Raw genomic sequence first — 18,159 nt, 5'->3', positions numbered from 1 at the left:
ATGTTTTCTAGCCTAGTAAAGGAGAAACGATATGATTCCTGTAGTTATTGAACAAACAAGCCGCGGTGAACGCTCATATGATATTTACTCACGTCTTTTGAAAGATCGTATCATCATGTTGACTGGACCAGTTGATGACAATATGGCAAACTCTATCATTGCTCAACTATTGTTCCTTGATGCACAAGATAATACAAAAGATATTTACCTTTATGTTAATACACCTGGTGGATCAGTTTCAGCTGGTCTTGCTATTGTAGATACAATGAACTTCATTAAATCTGATGTTCAAACTATCGTTATGGGTATGGCAGCATCAATGGGAACAATCATTGCTTCATCAGGTACAAAAGGTAAACGATTCATGTTGCCAAACGCTGAATATATGATTCACCAACCAATGGGTGGTACTGGTGGCGGTACTCAACAAAGCGATATGGCTATTGCTGCTGAACACCTTTTGAAAACACGTCAAAACTTGGAACAAATTTTGGCTGACAACTCAGGTCAAAGTTTGGAAAAAGTTCACGCTGATGCTGAACGTGATAACTGGATGAGCGCTCAAGAAACTCTTGAATATGGCTTCATCGATGAAATTATGGTTAACAACGAATTGAACTAATTTGTTTATAGACAAAGTATAGGCTGAGATAAAAAATCTTGGCCTTTTTTTGTGCAAGCAGATCAGGGATACATTTGCGGCTAATTGTGGTATAATCGATTTATGTTGGCAATTGATGAACACTTATTTGAAATTGATGAGGCAATCGATGAGGTTGCGAAAGCTTTTTTAGCTTTAGACGCTGTTCAGGTATATCTAGAGATTAAAAAGATTTTTTTAGCTGATACGGCTTTACAAGAAAGTATTTCGGAATTTCAGGACTTAAAGCAGTCTTATGAGGAAGTGAAAGATTACGCAGCCTTTCGTTCAGAAGTAAAAGAGATACGTCGTCAGCTATTGCAGAAAAAAAGAGAACTTGATTTGAATCGTACGGTTAGCGTATTAAGACAAAATGAAGTTGCTGTTCAAACGATTCTAGCAGAGTTGACTCAAGAAATTTCATCAGTGATTTCACCAACGATTTTTGTCGATACTGGCTTGCCTTTGGCACCACATAAATCACACCATCAGAATTGTAGTAAGGGAGGAAAGAGAGATGTTTAAAAAGCAGGAACGTCAGGGAATTATCGTTTATTTGTACTATAACCGTGATGCTAGAAAATTAAACAAATACGGCGATGTTCTTTACCATTCACGAAAATTACATTATCAGGTTTTATATGTTAATAAAGAAGAAGAAGCGGATATTGTTGAAGAAATTTCGGCCTTAAAATTTGTGAAAGCCGTTTCTTTATCAGAAATTGATAATATTGATCAAGATTTTGTGGGCAACTTGGCTCATTTTTGATATAATACTATCTTGAATAACTTAGAAGTTGTCAAAGAATAGTTTAAATTTTCAGAAAAATCAGTATTCTTTGAATAAACTTTTTATTATAAAATAAGGAGATAACGTCTTATGCATAAAAAGATTGCGCTAACAGCGCTAACTTTTTTAGCCTCAATCGCTTTAGCGGCTTGCAGTAAGTCTCCAGATGTGACTGCAAATGCTACTGGTACAACAATTGGTGATACGATTAAAGTCGGGGTTAATCTTGAATTGACTGGTACAGTTGCTGCTTATGGTAATGCAGAAAACAACGGGGTTAAACTTGCTGTTCAAGAGATTAATAAAGCTGGCGGAGTTGATGGGAAAAAAATTGAGCTTGTTACAAAAGACAACAAGTCAGAAAATGCAGAAGCTTCAACAGCTGCAACTAACTTAGCTATCCAGAGTCAAGTAAATGCCATGATTGGCCCAGCGACTTCAGGTGCGGTTGCTGCAGCAAGTTTGAATGCCCAAAAAACAGGTGTTCCTTTGTTGACACCAAGTGGAACTCAAGATGACTTAACGCTTGATACGGTTGATGGTGTTAAAAAATATGTTTTCCGTACAACTTTCCAAGATAGTTTCCAAGGTCAGGTTTTAGCTCAGTATGCTTATAGTAATTTGAATGCTAAAAAAGTTGTCCTTTATTATGACAATTCAAGTGATTATGCTAAAGGGATTGCAGAAGAGTTTAAGAAAAAATATCAAGGCGATATTGTCACAACAGCTACGTTTGCTTCAGGAGATAAAGACTTCCAATCTGCTTTAACAAAAATCAAAAACTTGGATTATGATGCTATTGTTATGCCTGGTTATTATACAGAAACTGGTATTATCACAAAACAAGCGCGTGATATGGGAATCAGTGTTCCAATTCTTGGACCTGATGGTTTCAATGATGATAGCTTTGCTGATTTGGCTGGTAAAGCTAATGCTAATAATGTTTACTACGTATCTGGTTATTCAACAAAAACAGCCCTTTCAGGTAAAGCAAATGATTTTATTAAAGCTTATAAAGCAAAATACGGTTCAGAACCAAATATGTTTGCCGCACTTTCTTATGATTCAGTTTATATGATTGCAAAAGCAGCAGAAGGTGCGAAAACTTCAATTGATATTGCTAATAACCTTGCTGAATTAAAGGATTTTGATGGTGTGACTGGTAAGATGACTATCGACAAGAAACACAATCCAATCAAAACAGCTTTGATGGTTATTATGAAAGATGGTGCTGAAGTTTCAGCAGATGCTGTTGAAATTAAGAAAAACTAAGCTCTTTTGTCGTTAGTTTTTTGATCATTTGACTAGAAAGTTTGGTAATTTTATGTTTTTAGAACAACTTCCCCAACAACTGGTTAATGGTATTATTCTAGGTAGTATTTATGCTCTACTTGCTTTAGGTTATACCATGGTTTATGGGATTATTAAATTAATTAATTTTGCGCATGGTGATATCTATATGTTGGGTGCTTTTATCGGCTACTATGCTATTAGTACGCTTCATATGAATTTCTGGCTTGCGCTTATTGTGACAATGGTTGCGACAGCCTTTATCGGAATGGTAATTGAATTCTTAGCTTATCGTCCGTTGCGTCACTCAACTCGTATTGCTGCCTTGATTACAGCTATCGGTGTGTCATTCTTCCTTGAATACGGTATGGTTTTCTTGGTCGGTGCCAATACACGTTCATTCCCGCAAGCAATTGATATTGTTAGCTACAAGCTTGGTCCTGTTACGGTAACAAATATTCAATTGTTGATTTTGGTTGTTTCTCTTGTCTTGATGGTTGCTTTGCAGTTAATTGTTAAAAAGACAAAAATGGGTAAAGCTATGCGTGCCGTTTCTGTTGATAGTGATGCAGCTGAATTGATGGGGATTAATGTTAATTCAACAATCAGTTTTACTTTCGCACTTGGTTCAGCGCTAGCTGGTGCCGCTGGTGTTTTGATTGGACTTTACTACAATTCAATTGAGCCACTTATGGGGATGACTCCTGGTATCAAAGCCTTTGTCGCTGCAGTTCTTGGTGGTATTGGTATTATTCCAGGTGCTGCGCTTGGTGGATTTGTTATTGGTATTTTAGAGACATTATCAATTTCAGTTAACCTCTCAAGCTACCGCGATGCTATTGTTTATGCTGTCTTAATCATTATTCTTTTGATAAGACCAGCTGGTATTCTCGGTAAAAATGTGAAAGAGAAGGTGTAGAAAATGAAAAAGAATCTAAAACTTAACCTTTCTTGGCTTGCGCTTATTGTAGTTCTTTTTGGAATTCTAGAATTATTAGCAAAAACAAATATTTTAAATCTTTACTATATCCAAATTTTAATGGGTATCGGTATTAGTATTTTGATGGGACTTGGTACAAACTTAGTACTTGGTTTCTCAGGTCAGTTTACTCTTGGACAAGCTGGTTTCATGGCTATTGGTGCTTATGCGACAGCTATTATTACACAACAAAATCCAACATATGGTGGGTTCTACTTCTCAATGCTTGTTGGGGTTGTGATTGCTGTTCTTGTAGCTCTTGTCTTTGGTATACCGACTCTTCGTTTAAAAGGCGACTATCTTGCTATTGCAACACTTGGTATGGCTGAAATTATTCGTATCGTCATTGTCAATGGTGGTGAAGTAACTAACGGTGCCGCAGGTTTGACAGGTATTTTGCCATATACATCTTGGCCTGTTATCTTCATTTTTGTGGCTGGTATCACAGTTTTGATTTTGAACTTTTTGCGTTCATCAACTGGTCGTCAGGTAATTGCTGTGCGTGAAGATGAAATTGCTGCAGAAGCTATGGGAGTTAACGTAACGAAAATGAAAGTTATGATTTTCGTTATGGGGGCAATTATTTCTGCTATTGCAGGGTCTCTTTACGTTGGTTATATCGGAACAGTCGTTCCAAAAGATTTTACGATTATGAAATCAATTGATTATTTGATCATTGCTGTTCTTGGTGGCCTTGGATCAATTACAGGTACTATCCTTGCGGCTATTGTCTTAGGTATTTTGAACATGTTCTTGCAAAACGTTTCAAACCTTCGTATGATTATCTACTCACTTGCTTTGATTTTAGTCATGATTTTCCGTCCAGGTGGACTTTTAGGGACAAAAGAATTTACCTTGTCTCGATTCTTTAATAAAGGCAAAGGAGGTAATCACTAATGGCATTGCTTGATGTTAAAAATCTAACTAAAAATTTCGGTGGTTTGACAGCTGTTGGTGATGTGACAATGCACCTTGATAAAGGTGAGTTAGTTGGGCTTATCGGACCAAACGGTGCTGGTAAAACAACGCTTTTCAACCTTTTGACAGGTGTTTACGAACCAAGCGAAGGTTCAGTTTCTCTAGATGGAATATTATTGAACAGTAAGAAACCCTATAAAATTGCATCACTTGGCTTATCACGTACTTTCCAAAATATCCGTCTCTTTAAAGATATGACAGTTTTGGAAAATGTTCTTGTCGGTATGGCTAATCAAAATAATCCACATCTTTTGGCAAGTTTCCTTCGTTTACCAAAATTTTACAGTAGCGAAGAAAAATTGCACCAAAAAGCAATGAAACTACTTGCTATTTTTGACCTTGATGGTGATGCAGAAACTTTGGCTAAAAACCTTCCATACGGACAACAACGTCGTTTGGAAATTGTTCGTGCCCTTGCTACAGAACCTAAAATTCTCTTTTTGGATGAACCTGCTGCTGGTATGAACCCACAAGAAACAGCAGAATTGACACAACTAATCCGTAAAATTAAAGAAGAATTTAATATCACTATCATGCTGATTGAACATGATATGAGCCTTGTTATGGAAGTTACTGAGCGCATTTATGTTCTTGAATATGGACGCCTAATCGCTCATGGTACTCCTGATGAAATTAAAAATAATCAACGCGTAATCGAAGCTTATCTTGGAGGTGAAGGATAATGGCAATGTTAAAAGTTGATAATTTATCAGTACACTACGGCGTTATCCAAGCTGTAAAAGATGTTTCTTTTGAAGTTAATGAAGGGGAAGTTGTGACTCTTATTGGTGCCAATGGTGCTGGTAAAACTTCAATTCTTCGTACAATTTCAGGATTGGTTCGACCAAGTGCTGGTAAAATTGAATTTCTTGGTCAAGAAATTCAAAAAGAACCTGCCCGTCGAATTGTTACTAATGGTTTGTCACAAGTTCCTGAAGGACGTCACGTCTTTCCTGGATTGACTGTTCTTGAAAATCTTGAATTGGGAGCTTTCTTGCGCAACGATCGTGAAAAAAATCAAAAGAACTTGAAGAAAGTCTTTGATCGCTTCCCACGTCTTGAAGAACGTAAAATGCAAGATGCTGCCACACTTTCAGGTGGTGAACAACAAATGCTTGCAATGGGACGTGCTTTGATGAGTCAACCTAAATTGCTCTTGCTCGATGAACCATCAATGGGACTTGCACCAATCTTTATCCAAGAAATTTTTGATATTATTCAAGATATTCAAAAACAAGGAACAACAGTCTTGCTAATTGAACAAAACGCTAATAAAGCGTTGGCGATTGCTGATCGTGGTTACGTGTTAGAAACAGGTAAAGTTGTTCTTTCCGGAACAGGTAAAGAATTATTAGAATCTGAAGAAGTTCGAAAAGCTTATCTTGGTGGATAAGATAGACTTTTATCAGTTTTTTTGAGGAAGGGTAGGCAAATATGTCTACTCCTTTTTATGACTGTTTAGCTTTTTAGGAATCGTTTGCAGTTTGTGATATAATAAATATAAGAAAAATAAGCGGAGATTAATTATGGCAGTTAAAGATTTTATGACGAGAAAAGTTGTCTACGTATCACCAGATACAACGGTCGCTCATACAGCGGATATGATGCGAGAACAAGGATTGCGCCGCTTGCCAGTTATTGAAAATGATCGATTAGTCGGCATTGTTACTGAACGAACAATGGCGGAAGCTAGTCCATCAAAAGCGACTTCTTTGTCAATTTATGAAATGAATTATTTGTTAAATAAAACAAAAATTCGTGACATTATGATTCGAGATGTTATTACAGTATCACCTTATGCTAGTCTTGAGGATGCTGTCTACGCGATGATGAAAAATCATGTCGGAATTTTGCCAGTTGTTGAATCCGGACAAGTTTATGGCGTGATTACAGAAAAAGATGTTTTTAAAGCTTTCCTAGAAGTATCAGGATATGGTGAAGAAGGGATTCGTGTTATCATTACTGCTGAAGATACAGTTGGAACGTTAGCGAAAATTGTTGACACTATTTCAGCAGATAACCTTAACATCAAACGTACAGTAGTTGCAACACGTAAATCAGGTAAAGTAGTTATTGAAATTCAAATTGACGGCAAAGCAGATGTTACCGATTTGCGTGAAAAATTAATCAATCAAGGTATTCAAGTTGATGCAATTGAGTTAACCTCAGCTAAAGTCATTGATTAAAGGAATTATAGAAGCATTGCTAAGATTTGCAGTGCTTTTTTGTATGATTTTTGATAAAATAGAAGTAAAGAAAATAGTATTAAGGAATTTTCATGAAAAACGGTATAATCATTACATTTGAAGGTCCAGACGGTGCTGGAAAAACAACAGTTCTTGAAAAAGTTCTTCCAGTTTTGCAAGAAAAGGGCTACGATATTGTGACCACACGTGAACCAGGTGGTGTTGAAATTGCAGAACGCATTCGCGATGTTATTTTGGATGTTAAGCACGTTGCGATGGACAGTAAGACAGAGTTGTTACTTTATATGGCAGCAAGACGTCAACACTATGTAGAAAAAGTGTTGCCAGCTTTAGAGGCTGGTAAGGTGGTCTTGATTGATCGTTTTATTGATAGTTCGGTAGCTTATCAAGGCGCAGGACGTGGTCTTGATAAAGAAATTATTGCTAAGTTAAATGACTTCTCAACAGATGGTAGAAAGCCTGATTTGACGCTTTATTTTGATGTTGAATCAGAAATTGGCTTAGCCCGAATTGCTAAAAATGCTGACCGAGAAGTGAATCGTCTTGATTTGGAAAAATTGGACATGCACAAGCGTGTTAGACAAGGATATTTAGACTTAGCTCAGACAGAAGAACGTATTGTGACGATTGATGCCTCACGTGAATTGGAACAAGTTGTTGCAGAAGCAACACACGTGATTCTTGAGAAATTAGGCTAAAAAGAGTAAAGGAATTAAAATGGATTTAGAGTGCTTGCAACCCCAACTTTTTAAAGACTTTAATCAGATTTTAAAATCAGATAGGATGAACCACGCCTATCTTTTTTCAGGGGATTTTGCCAGTTTTGATTTTGCGCTCTATCTTGCTAAAAGTCGTTTTTGTGAGAACTTGCAAGAAGGAAGACCTTGTGGAAAATGTCGTGAATGTCAATTGATTGAGGATAATGATTTTTCAGATGTAAAAATCGTCAAGCCAACAGGACAAATCATTAAAACAGATACCATTCGTGAAATGATGCGTGATTTTTCACGTTCAGGATTTGAAGGAAAATCACAGGTTTTCATCATTCAAGATTGTGAAAAGATGCATATCAATGCTGCTAACAGCCTTTTGAAATTCATCGAAGAACCACAAAGCTCATCTTACATGATTTTGCTTACTAGCGATGAAAGCAAGGTCCTTCCAACTATTAAGAGCCGAACACAAGTTTTTCGTTTTCCAAAAAATAAGAAGCTTTTAGTTGAACAAGCTGAAAAAGCTGGCATTCTAAAAACTCAGGCCGATATCTTAGCAGAGTTAGCTAAAACACCAGCTCACTTAGATGAGTTGATGGCTGATAAGAAGGTTTTAGAGCTCCTTCAGACCTGTGAACGCTTTATCTCAATACTATTTAAAGATAAGGCGACAGCTTATCTGGAAACAGGTCGTTTGGTTCAGGCGGCACCTGAAAAGTCTGAGCAAGAACTAGTTTTTCAACTGCTCCCTTTGTTCTTAGCAAAGCAGTTTAATCAAAAAGAGAGTCTAACTTATTTAGAGAAAAGTTATAAGGCACAGCAAATGTGGAGAAGTAATGTTAGCTTTCAAAATGTGCTAGAATATATGGTGATCTCATGACAGAAGTATTGAGTGTAAAGTACGAAGAAACAGGCAAGGTTGTCTATGTTTTGCCAAATCAAAATTATCAAGTTGGTGACTATCTCGTTATCAAAAATAAAAAAGGCTGTCGATTAGCTCAGGCAGTTACAGCCAATGAAGAAATGGATGACGTCAAATTGCCTGCTGAGATGGATAAGGTGCTTCGTCCGGCTAACGAAAAAGATTTTCAAGCTTATCAAGAAAATCTAGAATTAGCCATGAATTCTTTTGATAAGGTGAATGAGTTAACCAAAGCCAATCAACTTAAAATGAAAGTGATTGATATTGTCTTTCCTTTAGAAAGAAGTTATGTCTTAATTACATTTTGTGCAGAAGATCGTGTGGACTTTCGTCAGCTTTTACGTGATTTGGCTGCTCACTTTAAAACACGTATTGAACTTCGTCAGATTAATAGTCGTGAAGAAGCTAAAGTGTACGGTGGTGTGGGGCCTTGTGGCCGTGCCCTTTGCTGTGCTAGCTTTCTGGGAGAGTTTCCACCAGTATCAATCAAAATGGTCAAAAATCAAGGCATGTCACTTAGCACGGGTAAAACAGCAGGTATCTGCGGTCGTTTAATGTGCTGTTTGAGCTTTGAAGATGAGTTTTATAAAACCTCTAAGGAGAAATTCCCTGATTTGGGAGCAGAAATTGAAACGGTTGATGGATTAGGAGTAGTTGTGGGAATCGATGTCTTTTCTGACACAGTTAAGGTAAGATTACCTAAACGACACACTCTTTTAACTTATGCTTTAGAGGAGGTCAAAGTACGTGGATAAAAAAGAATTATTTGATGCCTTTGATGGTTTTTCACAAAATTTAATGATTACCTTGGCTGAAATTGAAGCCATGAAAAAACAAGTACAATCTTTGCTAGAAGAAAATACAGCTCTTCGACTTGAGAACGATAAACTACGTACACGTCTTTCTCAACTTGAACAAGAAACACCTATAAAATCTTCTAAACAAGGTAAAAAATATATTGAAAGTATTTATCACGATGGTTTCCATATCTGTAATGACTATTACGGACAACGTCGTGAAAATGATGAAGAATGCATGTTCTGTATGGAAGTCTTAGATAGGGAGTAATCGTCTGTTATGAAAGTACAAAAAAGTTTCAAGGGGCAGACTGACTATGGAACCTTGTATCTTGTGCCAACACCGATTGGTAATCTGCAAGATATGACATTTCGTGCAGTAGAAACGTTGAAAGCAGTAGATTTTATCTGTGCTGAAGATACTCGAAATACAGGTCTTCTATTGAAGCATTTTGATATTACTGTTAAACAAATTAGCTTTCATGAGCATAATGCTTATGAAAAAATTCCAGAGTTGCTAGAACTTTTGAAGTCTGGAAAAAATTTGGCTCAGGTATCAGATGCTGGAATGCCATCAATTTCAGATCCAGGACATGATTTGGTAAAAGCAGCCATTGCTGAAGATATTACTGTTGTGGCTCTTCCTGGGGCTTCAGCAGGGATTACGGCGTTAATTGCTAGTGGACTTGCACCACAGCCACATATCTTTTATGGGTTCTTACCACGAAAATCAGGACAACAAAAAGACTTTTTTGAGAGTAAAAAAGCCTATCCTGAAACACAAATCTTTTATGAATCACCTTATCGCGTGTCAGATACCTTAGAGAACATGTTAGCTGTCTATGGTGACAGACAAGTTGTTTTGGTTCGTGAATTGACAAAACTTTACGAAGAATATCAACGTGGTTCTATTTCAGAACTCTTGGAGTATATTGCTGAGAATCCCTTAAAAGGTGAGTGTTTGTTAATTGTTTCTGCTCAGGATCAAGCTGTTTTAACTGAAGCTGCTGCAGAAGACTTAAACCCAGCAGAGCTTGTGTCTAGCCTAGTTGAGGCTGGTGAAAAACCAAATCAAGCCATTAAGAAGGTTGCCAAAACGTATGGCTTAAATCGTCAAGAAGTTTATAATGCTTATCATGGTATTTGATATGATTCATTGAAAAAATCAGGCATTTTGTCTGATTTTTAGTTTGTTCACAAGCAGATGTTAGAAAATATAACATTAATGGTTATAATAAAAAATGAGCGAAAGCTAACATCGTATGTTTTCTGAAAATGTTGATAAAAACTTTTAAAATAAGGCTTTTTTTAGCGATTTAGACTAGCATATTTCTCTGACATCACATGTTATAAAATTAAAAAATTCAGAAAATTTATCCAAAAACTCTTTACTTGTCCAAAAAATAGTGTTATATTATCTAACATAAAAATCTAACGCGATGTTAGAGATTTTGAGTTTGGTTTTAAAAATTAAAACCTTAGAAAATAAAAGGAGTTTTTGATATGGATGCAGGAAGTATTGCTTTTATGATTATCTGTGCTGGCCTAGTCTTCTTAATGACACCTGGCTTAGCCTTCTTCTACGGTGGTTTAGGAAGACGTAAAAATGTCATCAACACCATGATGATGTGTGCGATTCCTATTGCGGTTGGTTCTGTAATGTGGATGATTTTTGGCTACTCCCTTTCATTTGGTGGAAGCGGAAGTCTTATTGGTAACTTCTCTCATCTATTTTTCAATGGTGTTAGTGATTCAGCTAGTACACGAGGTCTAGCAATTCCGGATGCTTTGTTTGCTGCTTTCCAAATGATGTTCCCAATCATCACAGTTGCCATTTTAACAGGGGCAGCAGCAGGACGTATGAGATTTACACCACTAGTTATTTTCGTTGTTCTATGGCTTTTGGTAGTCTACTTCCCATTTGCTCATATGGTTTGGGACGAAGGACTTTTGGCTCAATGGGGTACACTCGACTTTGCTGGTGGTGACGTTGTCCACATCACTTCAGGGGTATCTGGTTTAGTTCTAGCTATTCTTCTTGGAAAACGTCGTGATTATGATCGTTTAGAATATCGTCCTCATAATGTTCCGTTTGTTTTCCTTGGTGCAGGACTTCTCTGGTTCGGTTGGTTTGGATTTAACGCAGGTTCAGCTTTAGCAGCTGATGGACTTGCAGTTCATGCCTTTGTAACAACTCATATTTCAGCGGCAGCAGCAATGCTTTCTTGGTTGCTTGTTGAAAAAGTTTTGACTGGTAAATTCTCACTTGTAGGTGCTTCAACTGGTTTGGTTGCAGGACTCGTCGCTATCACACCTGGCGCAGGTTTTGTATCAACATGGAGTTCACTTTTAATTGGTCTTTGTGTAAGCCCAATTTGTTATTTCGCTATTTCAGTTCTTAAGAGCAAATTTGGTTACGACGACGCACTTGATGCTTTTGGTTGTCATGGTATCGGTGGTATCTTTGGTGGATTGGTAACAGGACTCTTCACAACACCAGAACTTGCTCTTAATAAACACAATATAGGTTTGATTTACGGAAATGCACATCTTTTCCTAGTAACAATCGCAGCTATTATTTTCACAATCGTTTGGTCAGCAGTTGCTACATTCATCATTGTTAAGATTATCTCAATCTTTACAAGTATTCGAGTTGAAGAACGTGCCGAAGCTATTGGTCTTGATGACAGCGAACATGAAGAAACAGCTTACCCAACTTTCATGGGATTGGATTCATAAGCAGCAACGTTTGGCTTGTCGAAAATAAAAAACTGAGTTAAACTAAGTTACAATAGAGACGTTTAGAAAGGGTGTACATTATGAAAAAAATCGAGACCATTATTCGTCCAGATCGCTTGGAAGATCTGAAAGATGCCTTATCAAAGGCTGGTTTTACAAAAGGGATGACCATCAACCAAGTTTTAGGGTATGGTAACCAACGAGGTCTTGCAGAATATGTTCGTGGTCAAAAAATTGTTCCAACATTGCTTGCAAAAGTCAAAGTTGAAATCGTTACTCATGATGCAGCGGTTGACGAAATTGTAGATATTATCTGCAAAGCTGTTCACACTGGAGAAGTCGGAGATGGGAAAATCTTCATCCTTCCCATCGAAGAAGTCATCCGTATTCGTACAGGTGAACGTGGAGGAGACGCCGTTTAGGTGACAAAGATATCTCCAAAGTTAACATAAATGTGATGGAAAATCCGAGTTCAATAGAATTCGGATTTTTTGGTGTAAAAAAACACCTTGTTCTTCAAGGTGTTAAATCATTATTAGCAAATTTTAGTGCCATGTGCTGCTTGGGCACCAGTTCTTTCAATTAGTTCTTGATAATTATCAGCTGTAACACCGCCGCCAATCATAATTTCAATGCGTCCGTCGGCGTAATCAACTAATTCTTTAAGATGGTCAACATTTTCAAAAATATCATTATTTTCTGAAGAACCATGAGTTAGGATACGTATAAAACCAAGGTCGACAAGTTGGTCAATAGCTTCTTTTTGATCAGCAAGAGGAATTTGGTCAAATGCCATATGAAAGACTAGTGGCAAGCCTTGAGTTGATGGAAGAAGTTGTTCAATCCCTTCAACATCGATGTGGTTATCTTCAGTTAAAAGCCCAAGAACTAGGTTGTCACTTTCTAATTCTGCTGCACGAAGAATATCATCTTCCATGATTCGAAGTTCGCTATCGTTATAAACAAAGTTACCACCACGTGGACGAATCATTGTAGCGAGTGAGATTTCTTTTTCGTGAAGATAGCGCGCAGCTTCTTTGATGACACCGTATGAAGGAGTTGTTCCACCAACGGCTAAATTGTCACAAAGTTCGACGCGTTTAACAGATGAGTCAAGTTGGCTGAGCAAAGTTGTGTTTTCAGCACAAAATTCTTTGATAATCATTTTTTCTCCTTAATGTTTGTTATTTACTATTATAACATGGTTATTCATAAATATTTTGGATAAAAATCCGTAAAAATCTTTACAAAATTCAGAAAATTGTGATATAATTTATACCATTATACGGAGGTATTTTTATGACAATTTACAATTTCTCTGCAGGTCCTGCAGTGTTACCAAAACCAGTGCTTGAACAAGCACAGCGTGAAATGCTTGACTACCAAGGTAGCGGCATGAGTGTTTTAGAAATGTCCCACCGTTCCAAAGAGTTTGATAATATCATTAAAGAAGCTGAAAAATTATTGCGTGAATTGATGGCAATTCCTGATAATTACAAAGTAATGTTCCTTCAAGGCGGAGCATCTACACAATTCACTATGCTTCCTTTGAACCTAGCTAAGGGACGTAAGGCATATTATCTAGTTGGTGGATCATGGGGTAAAAAAGCTTATGCTGAAGCTGTTAAATTGTCCAAATCCGTTCCTTTTGAACCCTTGCTCCTAGCCTCGTCAGAAGATACTGTATATGATCATATTCCTACATTTGATCCAAAAGATATTGACCCTGAAGCTGCGTACGTTCACATCACAACAAATAACACTATTGAAGGAACTTCTATTTATGACCTTCCAGATACTAATGGTGTACCAATTGTGGCAGATATGTCTTCTAATATTTTAGCGGTTCGCTATAATGTTGAAGATTTTGCACTGATTTATGCGGGCGCTCAAAAAAATATTGGTCCTGCTGGTGTGACTGTTGTTATTGTTCGTGAAGATTTCTTGAATGATGAGCCAACACTTTCTGCAATGCTTGATTATCGTATCCAATCTGAAGCGGGTTCACTTTATAATACACCACCTGCATACAGCATCTACATTGCAAAACTTGTCTTTGAATGGGTGAAAGCTTTCGGTGGTGTTGACAAGATGGAGGCTGCTAACCGTGAAAAATCAGGTCTTTTGTATGACTTCATCGACCAATCAGATTTCTACACAAATCCTGTTAAGAATCCAGCAGAACGTTCAGTAGCGAATATTCCATTCGTGACACCAAGTAAAGAACTTGATACTAAGTTTGTTGCAGAAGCAACACCACTTGGTTTCAAGAATATTAAAGGTCACCGTTCAGTTGGTGGTATGCGTGCAAGTCTTTACAACGCCTTCCCTCGTCAAGGTGTGCTTGATTTGATTGAATTCATGAAAAAATTTGAAGCAGAAAACAAATAAGGCTTTCTGTCAATATTTCTGATTAGGAATAAACAAGATTTTTCTTTTATAGCGATATAAGCCATTTGAGTCTGAGATTTTATCCCAGGCTCTTGGTGTAAAGGGGTAAATATGGTATACAGTGTTAAAACATTTAATAATATTAATCAAGTTGGTCTTAAAGAATTAGGAAATCATTTTCAAGTTGATGGGGATTTAGCAGAAAATCCTGATGCTTTTATTCTTCGTAGTCAAAATCTTCACGGCATTGAATTTCCAGAAAATCTAAAAGCAATTGCCCGCGCTGGTGCGGGTACAAATAATATTCCGATTGCCGATGCAACAGCAGCAGGGATTGTAGTATTCAACACTCCGGGTGCCAATGCTAATGCAGTTAAAGAAGCGGTGCTTGCATCAATTTTGATGTCAGCACGTGATTACATCGCAGCTAACGCTTGGGTCAATACTCTTTCAGGTGATGACGTTCCAAAACAAGTCGAAGCTGGCAAAAAACAATTTGCAGGGAATGAAATTTCTGGTAAAACGCTTGGCGTCATCGGACTTGGTGCTATTGGTGGACGCATTGCCAACTACGCCCAACGTCTAGGGATGAATGTTTTGGGTTACGACCCATATGTTTCTATTGAAATAGCTTGGAATATCTCTCACCATGTCAAACGTGTAGATGATGTCAAAGAAATTTTTGCAAATTGTGATTACATTACTGTTCACGTGCCATTGACAGATGAAACACGCCATACATTTAATAGCGAAGCATTTGGTCTGATGCAAAAAGGAACTGTTGTTATCAACTTTGCGCGTGGTGAGTTGGTTGATAATGCAGCGCTTTTTGAAGCTATCGAAGCAGGTGTTGTCAAACGTTACATTACAGACTTCGGAACTGAAGAATTGCTTAACAAAGATAAAATCACTGTCTTCCCTCACGTGGGTGGTTCAACAGCTGAAGCTGAACTTAATTGTGCTATCATGGCTGGTAAGACGATCCGTCAATTTATGGAAACCGGTGAAATTACAAACTCAGTTAACTTCCCTAATGTTCACCAAGCTTTGACAGCGCCATATCGTATTACATTGATAAACAAAAATGTACCAAATATCGTGGCTAAAATTTCAACAGCTGTCTCTGAATTAGGTATTAATATCGATAACATCATCAACCGATCAAAAGGTGATTATGCTTATACTTTGCTTGATCTTGATGAAACAGACAAAGCTAAAGTTGATCATTTAGTAGCCAACTTTGAAGCAAGCGACAATATCATTCGTGTTCGTTTGATTGCTAAGAAATAATAAAGATGACCTGAGATTAAATCTCGGCTCTTTTTGTCTTTATTTGATATAATGAGAAAAATGATTTCTAGTTAATAAAGGAGCAGAAGATGTTTACTTTTTACGAATACCCAAAATGTAGCACATGCCGTCGTGCTAAGGCAGAATTGAAAGAATTAGGGGCTGATTTTGAAGCAATTGATATCACACTTGATACGCCAAAGGCTGATCAAATTAAATCATGGATGGAAAATTCTTCTTTTACAATCAAAAACTTTTTCAACACTAGTGGTCAAGCTTATCGTGCACTTGGCTTGAAAGACAAAGTTGATGGCTTAACAGTTGATGAAGCTGCTGATTTACTTGCTTCTGATGGTATGTTGATTAAGCGTCCTGTTTTAGTTAAAGATGGAAAAGTTCTTCAACTCGGTCACCGTAAATCATACGAAGAGTTGTTGGGGGAGTAAACAAACCACCTAAGTGTTAAACTTAGGTGGCTTTATGTGTTTATAAATCAATTTCTAAAAGAATTGGTGTGTGGTCTTGGCGTGCACCTGAGTCAATCATTTCTGATTTTGTTACTTTATCTGCAATGCGGTTTGAAGTGAGCCAGTAGTCAATGCGCCAACCAGTGTTATTAATCTTACTTGTCTTACTACGTTGTGCCCACCAGCTGTATACGTTTGGAATGTTACCATGAAGGTGACGGAAAGTATCTGTGAACCCTTTAGCCAGCAAGTTAGTAAAGCCAGCACGTTCTTCATCGGTAAAACCAGCAGAACGGCGGTTTGAATTTGGATTGGCAAGGTCGATTTCTTGGTGGGCAACGTTGTAGTCACCAGTAGCTAGAACAGGTTTCTTTTGGTCAAGTTCAGCTAGGTATTGGGCGTATTTTTCATCCCAAAGTTGACGTTCAGCTAAGCGTTTAAGCCCGTCGCCAGCATTTGGTGTGTAAACTTGAGTGACGTAAAAGTTATCGAATTCAAGCGTGATAATGCGACCTTCACTATCCATAGTATCGGGGGCGACCGATTTCTGGAAAAGAGATTTCTGGTGTTAACCCTTTTTTATAAAGGAACATTGTCCCAGCGTAGCCTTTTCTAGCTGGTTCAACGGAAGAACGCCAAGAAATGTCATAATCTGGGAAGTAGTCATTCAAAATTTGAAGGTGCTTTTTGGTAGGCCCATTTGCTGAGAGTTTTGTTTCTTGGATAGCGATAATGTCAGCGTCTTCAGCTACCAAAGTATTAATGACGGCGCGTGAAAGAACAGCTCTGGCTGAATCACTAGTTAAAGCAGCATTGATTGAGTCAATATTCCATGAAATGAGTTTCATATTCTTATCCCAAAGCCTTGGGTGAACAAAGCTTTTTTTCTTCTTTCTAAAGTTTAATCGTTAGTTTCTATTTTAGCAAAAAATGAACTGGCATGCGATTTTAATGCTTTTTTTTGTGATTGTTTTTTTAAAGGAATATAATCTATTTAGAAAAAAATCTAAATAGTTTTTTAGATAAGTAGAGGATTGTTATGGTATTTGCAGAGACATTCAAGGTACTTTCTCATCCTATTCGCCGAGAGATTTTGACCTTATTAAAGGAAAAATCTTTGACAGCTGGTGAAAATGCTAGTCATTTCGATCTTGCTGGGGCAACTATTTCGCATCATCTGAGGATTTTGAAAAAAGCAGGTTTAGTGGTTGAAAGGCGTGAGAAAAATTTTATTTACTATGAGCTGTGTACTTCTGTTTTAGAAGATATTATGACTTGGCTTGCGGCTTTAAAGGAGAGATCAGGAGATGAAAATGAATAAAAAACAACTTATATTAACAAGTTTTGTGATTGTTTTGCCAGCTTTGATTGGAGCATTTTTCTGGAAAGCTTTGCCAGAGCAAATACCAACTCATTTTGGAATTGATGGGCAAGCTGATGGCTACAGTAGTAAAGTTTTCACCCTTGTTGCTTTCCCGATTTTATTTGTACTTTTTCAAATCATTGCTTTAGCCTCACTTGAAAGGGAGTCTGTGAAAGTAACGGTTCCAGCTAAAATGAGAAAGCTCTATGCTTGGATTGTTCCAGCTTTAAGTTTCATTGTTCAAGGGTCAATTTATGCGAATGCTCTTGGCTGGGTGAAGAGCAGTCCGACTCTTGTGACAGCTTTTTTGGGGATTATTTTTATAATCCTCGGAAATTATTTGCCAAAAACACATCGCAATCATACCATCGGTATTCGCATTCCTTGGACTTTGTCTGATGACAAAAATTGGCATAAGACACACCGCATGGCAGGTAAACTTTGGGTGCTTGGTGGTTTGCTTATCTTGCTTGAGAGTTTTGTTCAGGTGGCTATGCCTTATGTGATGGGAGTAGTCATTGCTATTATGATTATTGCGCCGATGATTTACTCTTTTCTTCTTAGTCGAAAAGCCTAAAAACTGACTTGCCTAG

Annotated in this window: 22 protein-coding genes and 1 pseudogene; 21 read left to right on the top strand and 2 right to left on the bottom strand. The window is 37.4% G+C overall.

Annotated elements, in window-relative coordinates:
* Positions 1-31: 31 nt before the first annotated feature.
* The 16 genes from STRINF_RS09215 to STRINF_RS09140 all read left to right on the top strand — a co-directional run bounded on the left by STRINF_RS09215 (position 32) and on the right by STRINF_RS09140 (position 12,477).
* Positions 32-622, top strand: coding sequence for an ATP-dependent Clp protease proteolytic subunit (locus tag STRINF_RS09215; RefSeq protein WP_006532857.1), 591 nt, complete (start codon positions 32-34; stop codon positions 620-622).
* 102 nt (positions 623-724) lie between these two features.
* Positions 725-1,165, top strand: a complete 441-nt coding sequence (locus tag STRINF_RS09210; RefSeq protein ID WP_006532856.1) for a YlbF/YmcA family competence regulator — start codon at positions 725-727, stop codon at positions 1,163-1,165.
* Positions 1,158-1,409: a DUF2129 domain-containing protein gene (locus STRINF_RS09205; RefSeq protein WP_006532855.1), complete on the top strand. Its 252-nt coding sequence runs from the start codon at positions 1,158-1,160 to the stop codon at positions 1,407-1,409. Before STRINF_RS09210 ends, STRINF_RS09205 begins: the two co-directional genes overlap by 8 nt.
* A 111-nt stretch (positions 1,410-1,520) precedes the next feature.
* Positions 1,521-2,702 carry an ABC transporter substrate-binding protein gene (locus STRINF_RS09200; protein ID WP_006532854.1) on the top strand — a complete coding sequence of 394 codons (1,182 nt, stop codon included), beginning with the start codon at positions 1,521-1,523 and terminating at the stop codon, positions 2,700-2,702.
* Positions 2,703-2,754: 52 nt separating this feature from the next.
* Positions 2,755-3,639, top strand: a complete 885-nt coding sequence (locus STRINF_RS09195) for a branched-chain amino acid ABC transporter permease (RefSeq protein ID WP_006532853.1) — start codon at positions 2,755-2,757, stop codon at positions 3,637-3,639.
* 3 nt (positions 3,640-3,642) lie between these two features.
* A complete protein-coding gene (locus tag STRINF_RS09190) occupies positions 3,643-4,596 on the top strand; it encodes a branched-chain amino acid ABC transporter permease (protein WP_006532852.1) in 954 nt (317 codons plus the stop codon).
* The gene (locus tag STRINF_RS09185; RefSeq protein WP_006532851.1) at positions 4,596-5,360 is read left to right on the top strand and encodes an ABC transporter ATP-binding protein; all 765 of its coding nucleotides are present in this window, start codon (positions 4,596-4,598) and stop codon (positions 5,358-5,360) included. The genes STRINF_RS09190 and STRINF_RS09185 overlap by 1 nt, the downstream gene beginning before the upstream one ends.
* The gene (locus tag STRINF_RS09180; RefSeq protein ID WP_006532850.1) at positions 5,360-6,070 is read left to right on the top strand and encodes an ABC transporter ATP-binding protein; all 711 of its coding nucleotides are present in this window, start codon (positions 5,360-5,362) and stop codon (positions 6,068-6,070) included. The genes STRINF_RS09185 and STRINF_RS09180 overlap by 1 nt, the downstream gene beginning before the upstream one ends.
* Before the next feature lie 133 nt (positions 6,071-6,203).
* On the top strand, positions 6,204-6,863 hold the full coding sequence (locus STRINF_RS09175; protein WP_006532849.1) for a CBS domain-containing protein: 660 nt from the start codon (positions 6,204-6,206) through the stop codon (positions 6,861-6,863).
* 92 nt (positions 6,864-6,955) lie between these two features.
* The gene (gene tmk, locus STRINF_RS09170) at positions 6,956-7,582 is read left to right on the top strand and encodes a dTMP kinase (protein WP_006532848.1); all 627 of its coding nucleotides are present in this window, start codon (positions 6,956-6,958) and stop codon (positions 7,580-7,582) included.
* Between the two features lie 19 nt (positions 7,583-7,601).
* A complete protein-coding gene (locus STRINF_RS09165; protein ID WP_006532847.1) occupies positions 7,602-8,477 on the top strand; it encodes a DNA polymerase III subunit delta' in 876 nt (291 codons plus the stop codon).
* Positions 8,474-9,274 (top strand): PSP1 domain-containing protein, encoded by an 801-nt coding sequence (locus tag STRINF_RS09160; RefSeq protein WP_006532846.1) that lies wholly within the window; start codon positions 8,474-8,476, stop codon positions 9,272-9,274. Before STRINF_RS09165 ends, STRINF_RS09160 begins: the two co-directional genes overlap by 4 nt.
* Positions 9,267-9,587: a DNA replication initiation control protein YabA gene (yabA, locus tag STRINF_RS09155; RefSeq protein ID WP_006532845.1), complete on the top strand. Its 321-nt coding sequence runs from the start codon at positions 9,267-9,269 to the stop codon at positions 9,585-9,587. Before STRINF_RS09160 ends, yabA begins: the two co-directional genes overlap by 8 nt.
* A gap of 9 nt (positions 9,588-9,596) precedes the next feature.
* Positions 9,597-10,463: a 16S rRNA (cytidine(1402)-2'-O)-methyltransferase gene (rsmI, locus tag STRINF_RS09150; RefSeq protein ID WP_006532844.1), complete on the top strand. Its 867-nt coding sequence runs from the start codon at positions 9,597-9,599 to the stop codon at positions 10,461-10,463.
* Between the two features lie 356 nt (positions 10,464-10,819).
* Complete coding sequence (locus tag STRINF_RS09145; RefSeq protein ID WP_006532843.1) at positions 10,820-12,055, top strand: ammonium transporter; 1,236 nt, start codon at positions 10,820-10,822, stop codon at positions 12,053-12,055.
* 80 nt (positions 12,056-12,135) lie between these two features.
* Complete coding sequence (locus STRINF_RS09140; RefSeq protein ID WP_006532842.1) at positions 12,136-12,477, top strand: P-II family nitrogen regulator; 342 nt, start codon at positions 12,136-12,138, stop codon at positions 12,475-12,477.
* 113 nt (positions 12,478-12,590) lie between these two features.
* Here the strand turns inward: STRINF_RS09140 and STRINF_RS09135 are convergent, their stop codons facing one another.
* On the bottom strand, positions 12,591-13,220 hold the full coding sequence (locus STRINF_RS09135) for a copper homeostasis protein CutC (protein ID WP_006532841.1): 630 nt from the start codon (positions 13,218-13,220) through the stop codon (positions 12,591-12,593).
* A gap of 134 nt (positions 13,221-13,354) precedes the next feature.
* Between STRINF_RS09135 and serC the strand changes: the two genes are divergently transcribed.
* The 3 genes from serC (at position 13,355) to STRINF_RS09120 (ending at position 16,182) form a co-directional block, all read left to right on the top strand.
* Positions 13,355-14,446: a 3-phosphoserine/phosphohydroxythreonine transaminase gene (serC, locus tag STRINF_RS09130; protein ID WP_006532840.1), complete on the top strand. Its 1,092-nt coding sequence runs from the start codon at positions 13,355-13,357 to the stop codon at positions 14,444-14,446.
* A 111-nt stretch (positions 14,447-14,557) separates the two neighbouring features.
* Positions 14,558-15,736, top strand: coding sequence for a phosphoglycerate dehydrogenase (locus STRINF_RS09125; RefSeq protein WP_006532839.1), 1,179 nt, complete (start codon positions 14,558-14,560; stop codon positions 15,734-15,736).
* 89 nt (positions 15,737-15,825) lie between these two features.
* Positions 15,826-16,182: an arsenate reductase family protein gene (locus tag STRINF_RS09120; protein ID WP_006532838.1), complete on the top strand. Its 357-nt coding sequence runs from the start codon at positions 15,826-15,828 to the stop codon at positions 16,180-16,182.
* Between the two features lie 40 nt (positions 16,183-16,222).
* Here the strand turns inward: STRINF_RS09120 and STRINF_RS09115 are convergent.
* Positions 16,223-17,051: pseudogene (locus STRINF_RS09115) on the bottom strand (exodeoxyribonuclease III).
* Between the two features lie 191 nt (positions 17,052-17,242).
* On the opposite strand from STRINF_RS09115, the gene STRINF_RS09110 reads away from it, so the two are divergent.
* Both STRINF_RS09110 and STRINF_RS09105 read left to right on the top strand, forming a co-directional pair.
* Complete coding sequence (locus tag STRINF_RS09110) at positions 17,243-17,524, top strand: autorepressor SdpR family transcription factor (protein ID WP_006532835.1); 282 nt, start codon at positions 17,243-17,245, stop codon at positions 17,522-17,524.
* Positions 17,517-18,143 (top strand): SdpI family protein, encoded by a 627-nt coding sequence (locus STRINF_RS09105; RefSeq protein WP_014335154.1) that lies wholly within the window; start codon positions 17,517-17,519, stop codon positions 18,141-18,143. Before STRINF_RS09110 ends, STRINF_RS09105 begins: the two co-directional genes overlap by 8 nt.
* Positions 18,144-18,159 lie beyond the last annotated feature (16 nt).

Origin of the sequence: Streptococcus infantarius subsp. infantarius ATCC BAA-102, from assembly GCF_000154985.1 — a bacterium.
Taxonomy (GTDB): Bacteria; Bacillota; Bacilli; order Lactobacillales; family Streptococcaceae; genus Streptococcus; species Streptococcus infantarius.
Note: the sequence above shows the minus strand (reverse complement) of the source record. Positions and strands in the feature narration are given on the sequence as shown.

What these genes read in the sequence shown, in the direction of transcription:
- STRINF_RS09215 (WP_006532857.1), top strand. Translation starts at nt 32, where the DNA reads ATGATTCCTGTAGTTATTGAACAAACAAGCCGCGGTGAACGCTCATAT.
- STRINF_RS09210 (WP_006532856.1), top strand. Translation starts at nt 725, where the DNA reads ATGTTGGCAATTGATGAACACTTATTTGAAATTGATGAGGCAATCGAT.
- STRINF_RS09205 (WP_006532855.1), top strand. Translation starts at nt 1,158, where the DNA reads ATGTTTAAAAAGCAGGAACGTCAGGGAATTATCGTTTATTTGTACTAT.
- STRINF_RS09200 (WP_006532854.1), top strand. Translation starts at nt 1,521, where the DNA reads ATGCATAAAAAGATTGCGCTAACAGCGCTAACTTTTTTAGCCTCAATC.
- STRINF_RS09195 (WP_006532853.1), top strand. Translation starts at nt 2,755, where the DNA reads ATGTTTTTAGAACAACTTCCCCAACAACTGGTTAATGGTATTATTCTA.
- STRINF_RS09190 (WP_006532852.1), top strand. Translation starts at nt 3,643, where the DNA reads ATGAAAAAGAATCTAAAACTTAACCTTTCTTGGCTTGCGCTTATTGTA.
- STRINF_RS09185 (WP_006532851.1), top strand. Translation starts at nt 4,596, where the DNA reads ATGGCATTGCTTGATGTTAAAAATCTAACTAAAAATTTCGGTGGTTTG.
- STRINF_RS09180 (WP_006532850.1), top strand. Translation starts at nt 5,360, where the DNA reads ATGGCAATGTTAAAAGTTGATAATTTATCAGTACACTACGGCGTTATC.
- STRINF_RS09175 (WP_006532849.1), top strand. Translation starts at nt 6,204, where the DNA reads ATGGCAGTTAAAGATTTTATGACGAGAAAAGTTGTCTACGTATCACCA.
- tmk (WP_006532848.1), top strand. Translation starts at nt 6,956, where the DNA reads ATGAAAAACGGTATAATCATTACATTTGAAGGTCCAGACGGTGCTGGA.
- STRINF_RS09165 (WP_006532847.1), top strand. Translation starts at nt 7,602, where the DNA reads ATGGATTTAGAGTGCTTGCAACCCCAACTTTTTAAAGACTTTAATCAG.
- STRINF_RS09160 (WP_006532846.1), top strand. Translation starts at nt 8,474, where the DNA reads ATGACAGAAGTATTGAGTGTAAAGTACGAAGAAACAGGCAAGGTTGTC.
- rsmI (WP_006532844.1), top strand. Translation starts at nt 9,597, where the DNA reads ATGAAAGTACAAAAAAGTTTCAAGGGGCAGACTGACTATGGAACCTTG.
- STRINF_RS09145 (WP_006532843.1), top strand. Translation starts at nt 10,820, where the DNA reads ATGGATGCAGGAAGTATTGCTTTTATGATTATCTGTGCTGGCCTAGTC.
- STRINF_RS09140 (WP_006532842.1), top strand. Translation starts at nt 12,136, where the DNA reads ATGAAAAAAATCGAGACCATTATTCGTCCAGATCGCTTGGAAGATCTG.
- STRINF_RS09135 (WP_006532841.1), bottom strand. Translation starts at nt 13,220, where the DNA reads ATGATTATCAAAGAATTTTGTGCTGAAAACACAACTTTGCTCAGCCAA.
- serC (WP_006532840.1), top strand. Translation starts at nt 13,355, where the DNA reads ATGACAATTTACAATTTCTCTGCAGGTCCTGCAGTGTTACCAAAACCA.
- STRINF_RS09125 (WP_006532839.1), top strand. Translation starts at nt 14,558, where the DNA reads ATGGTATACAGTGTTAAAACATTTAATAATATTAATCAAGTTGGTCTT.
- STRINF_RS09120 (WP_006532838.1), top strand. Translation starts at nt 15,826, where the DNA reads ATGTTTACTTTTTACGAATACCCAAAATGTAGCACATGCCGTCGTGCT.
- STRINF_RS09110 (WP_006532835.1), top strand. Translation starts at nt 17,243, where the DNA reads ATGGTATTTGCAGAGACATTCAAGGTACTTTCTCATCCTATTCGCCGA.
- STRINF_RS09105 (WP_014335154.1), top strand. Translation starts at nt 17,517, where the DNA reads ATGAATAAAAAACAACTTATATTAACAAGTTTTGTGATTGTTTTGCCA.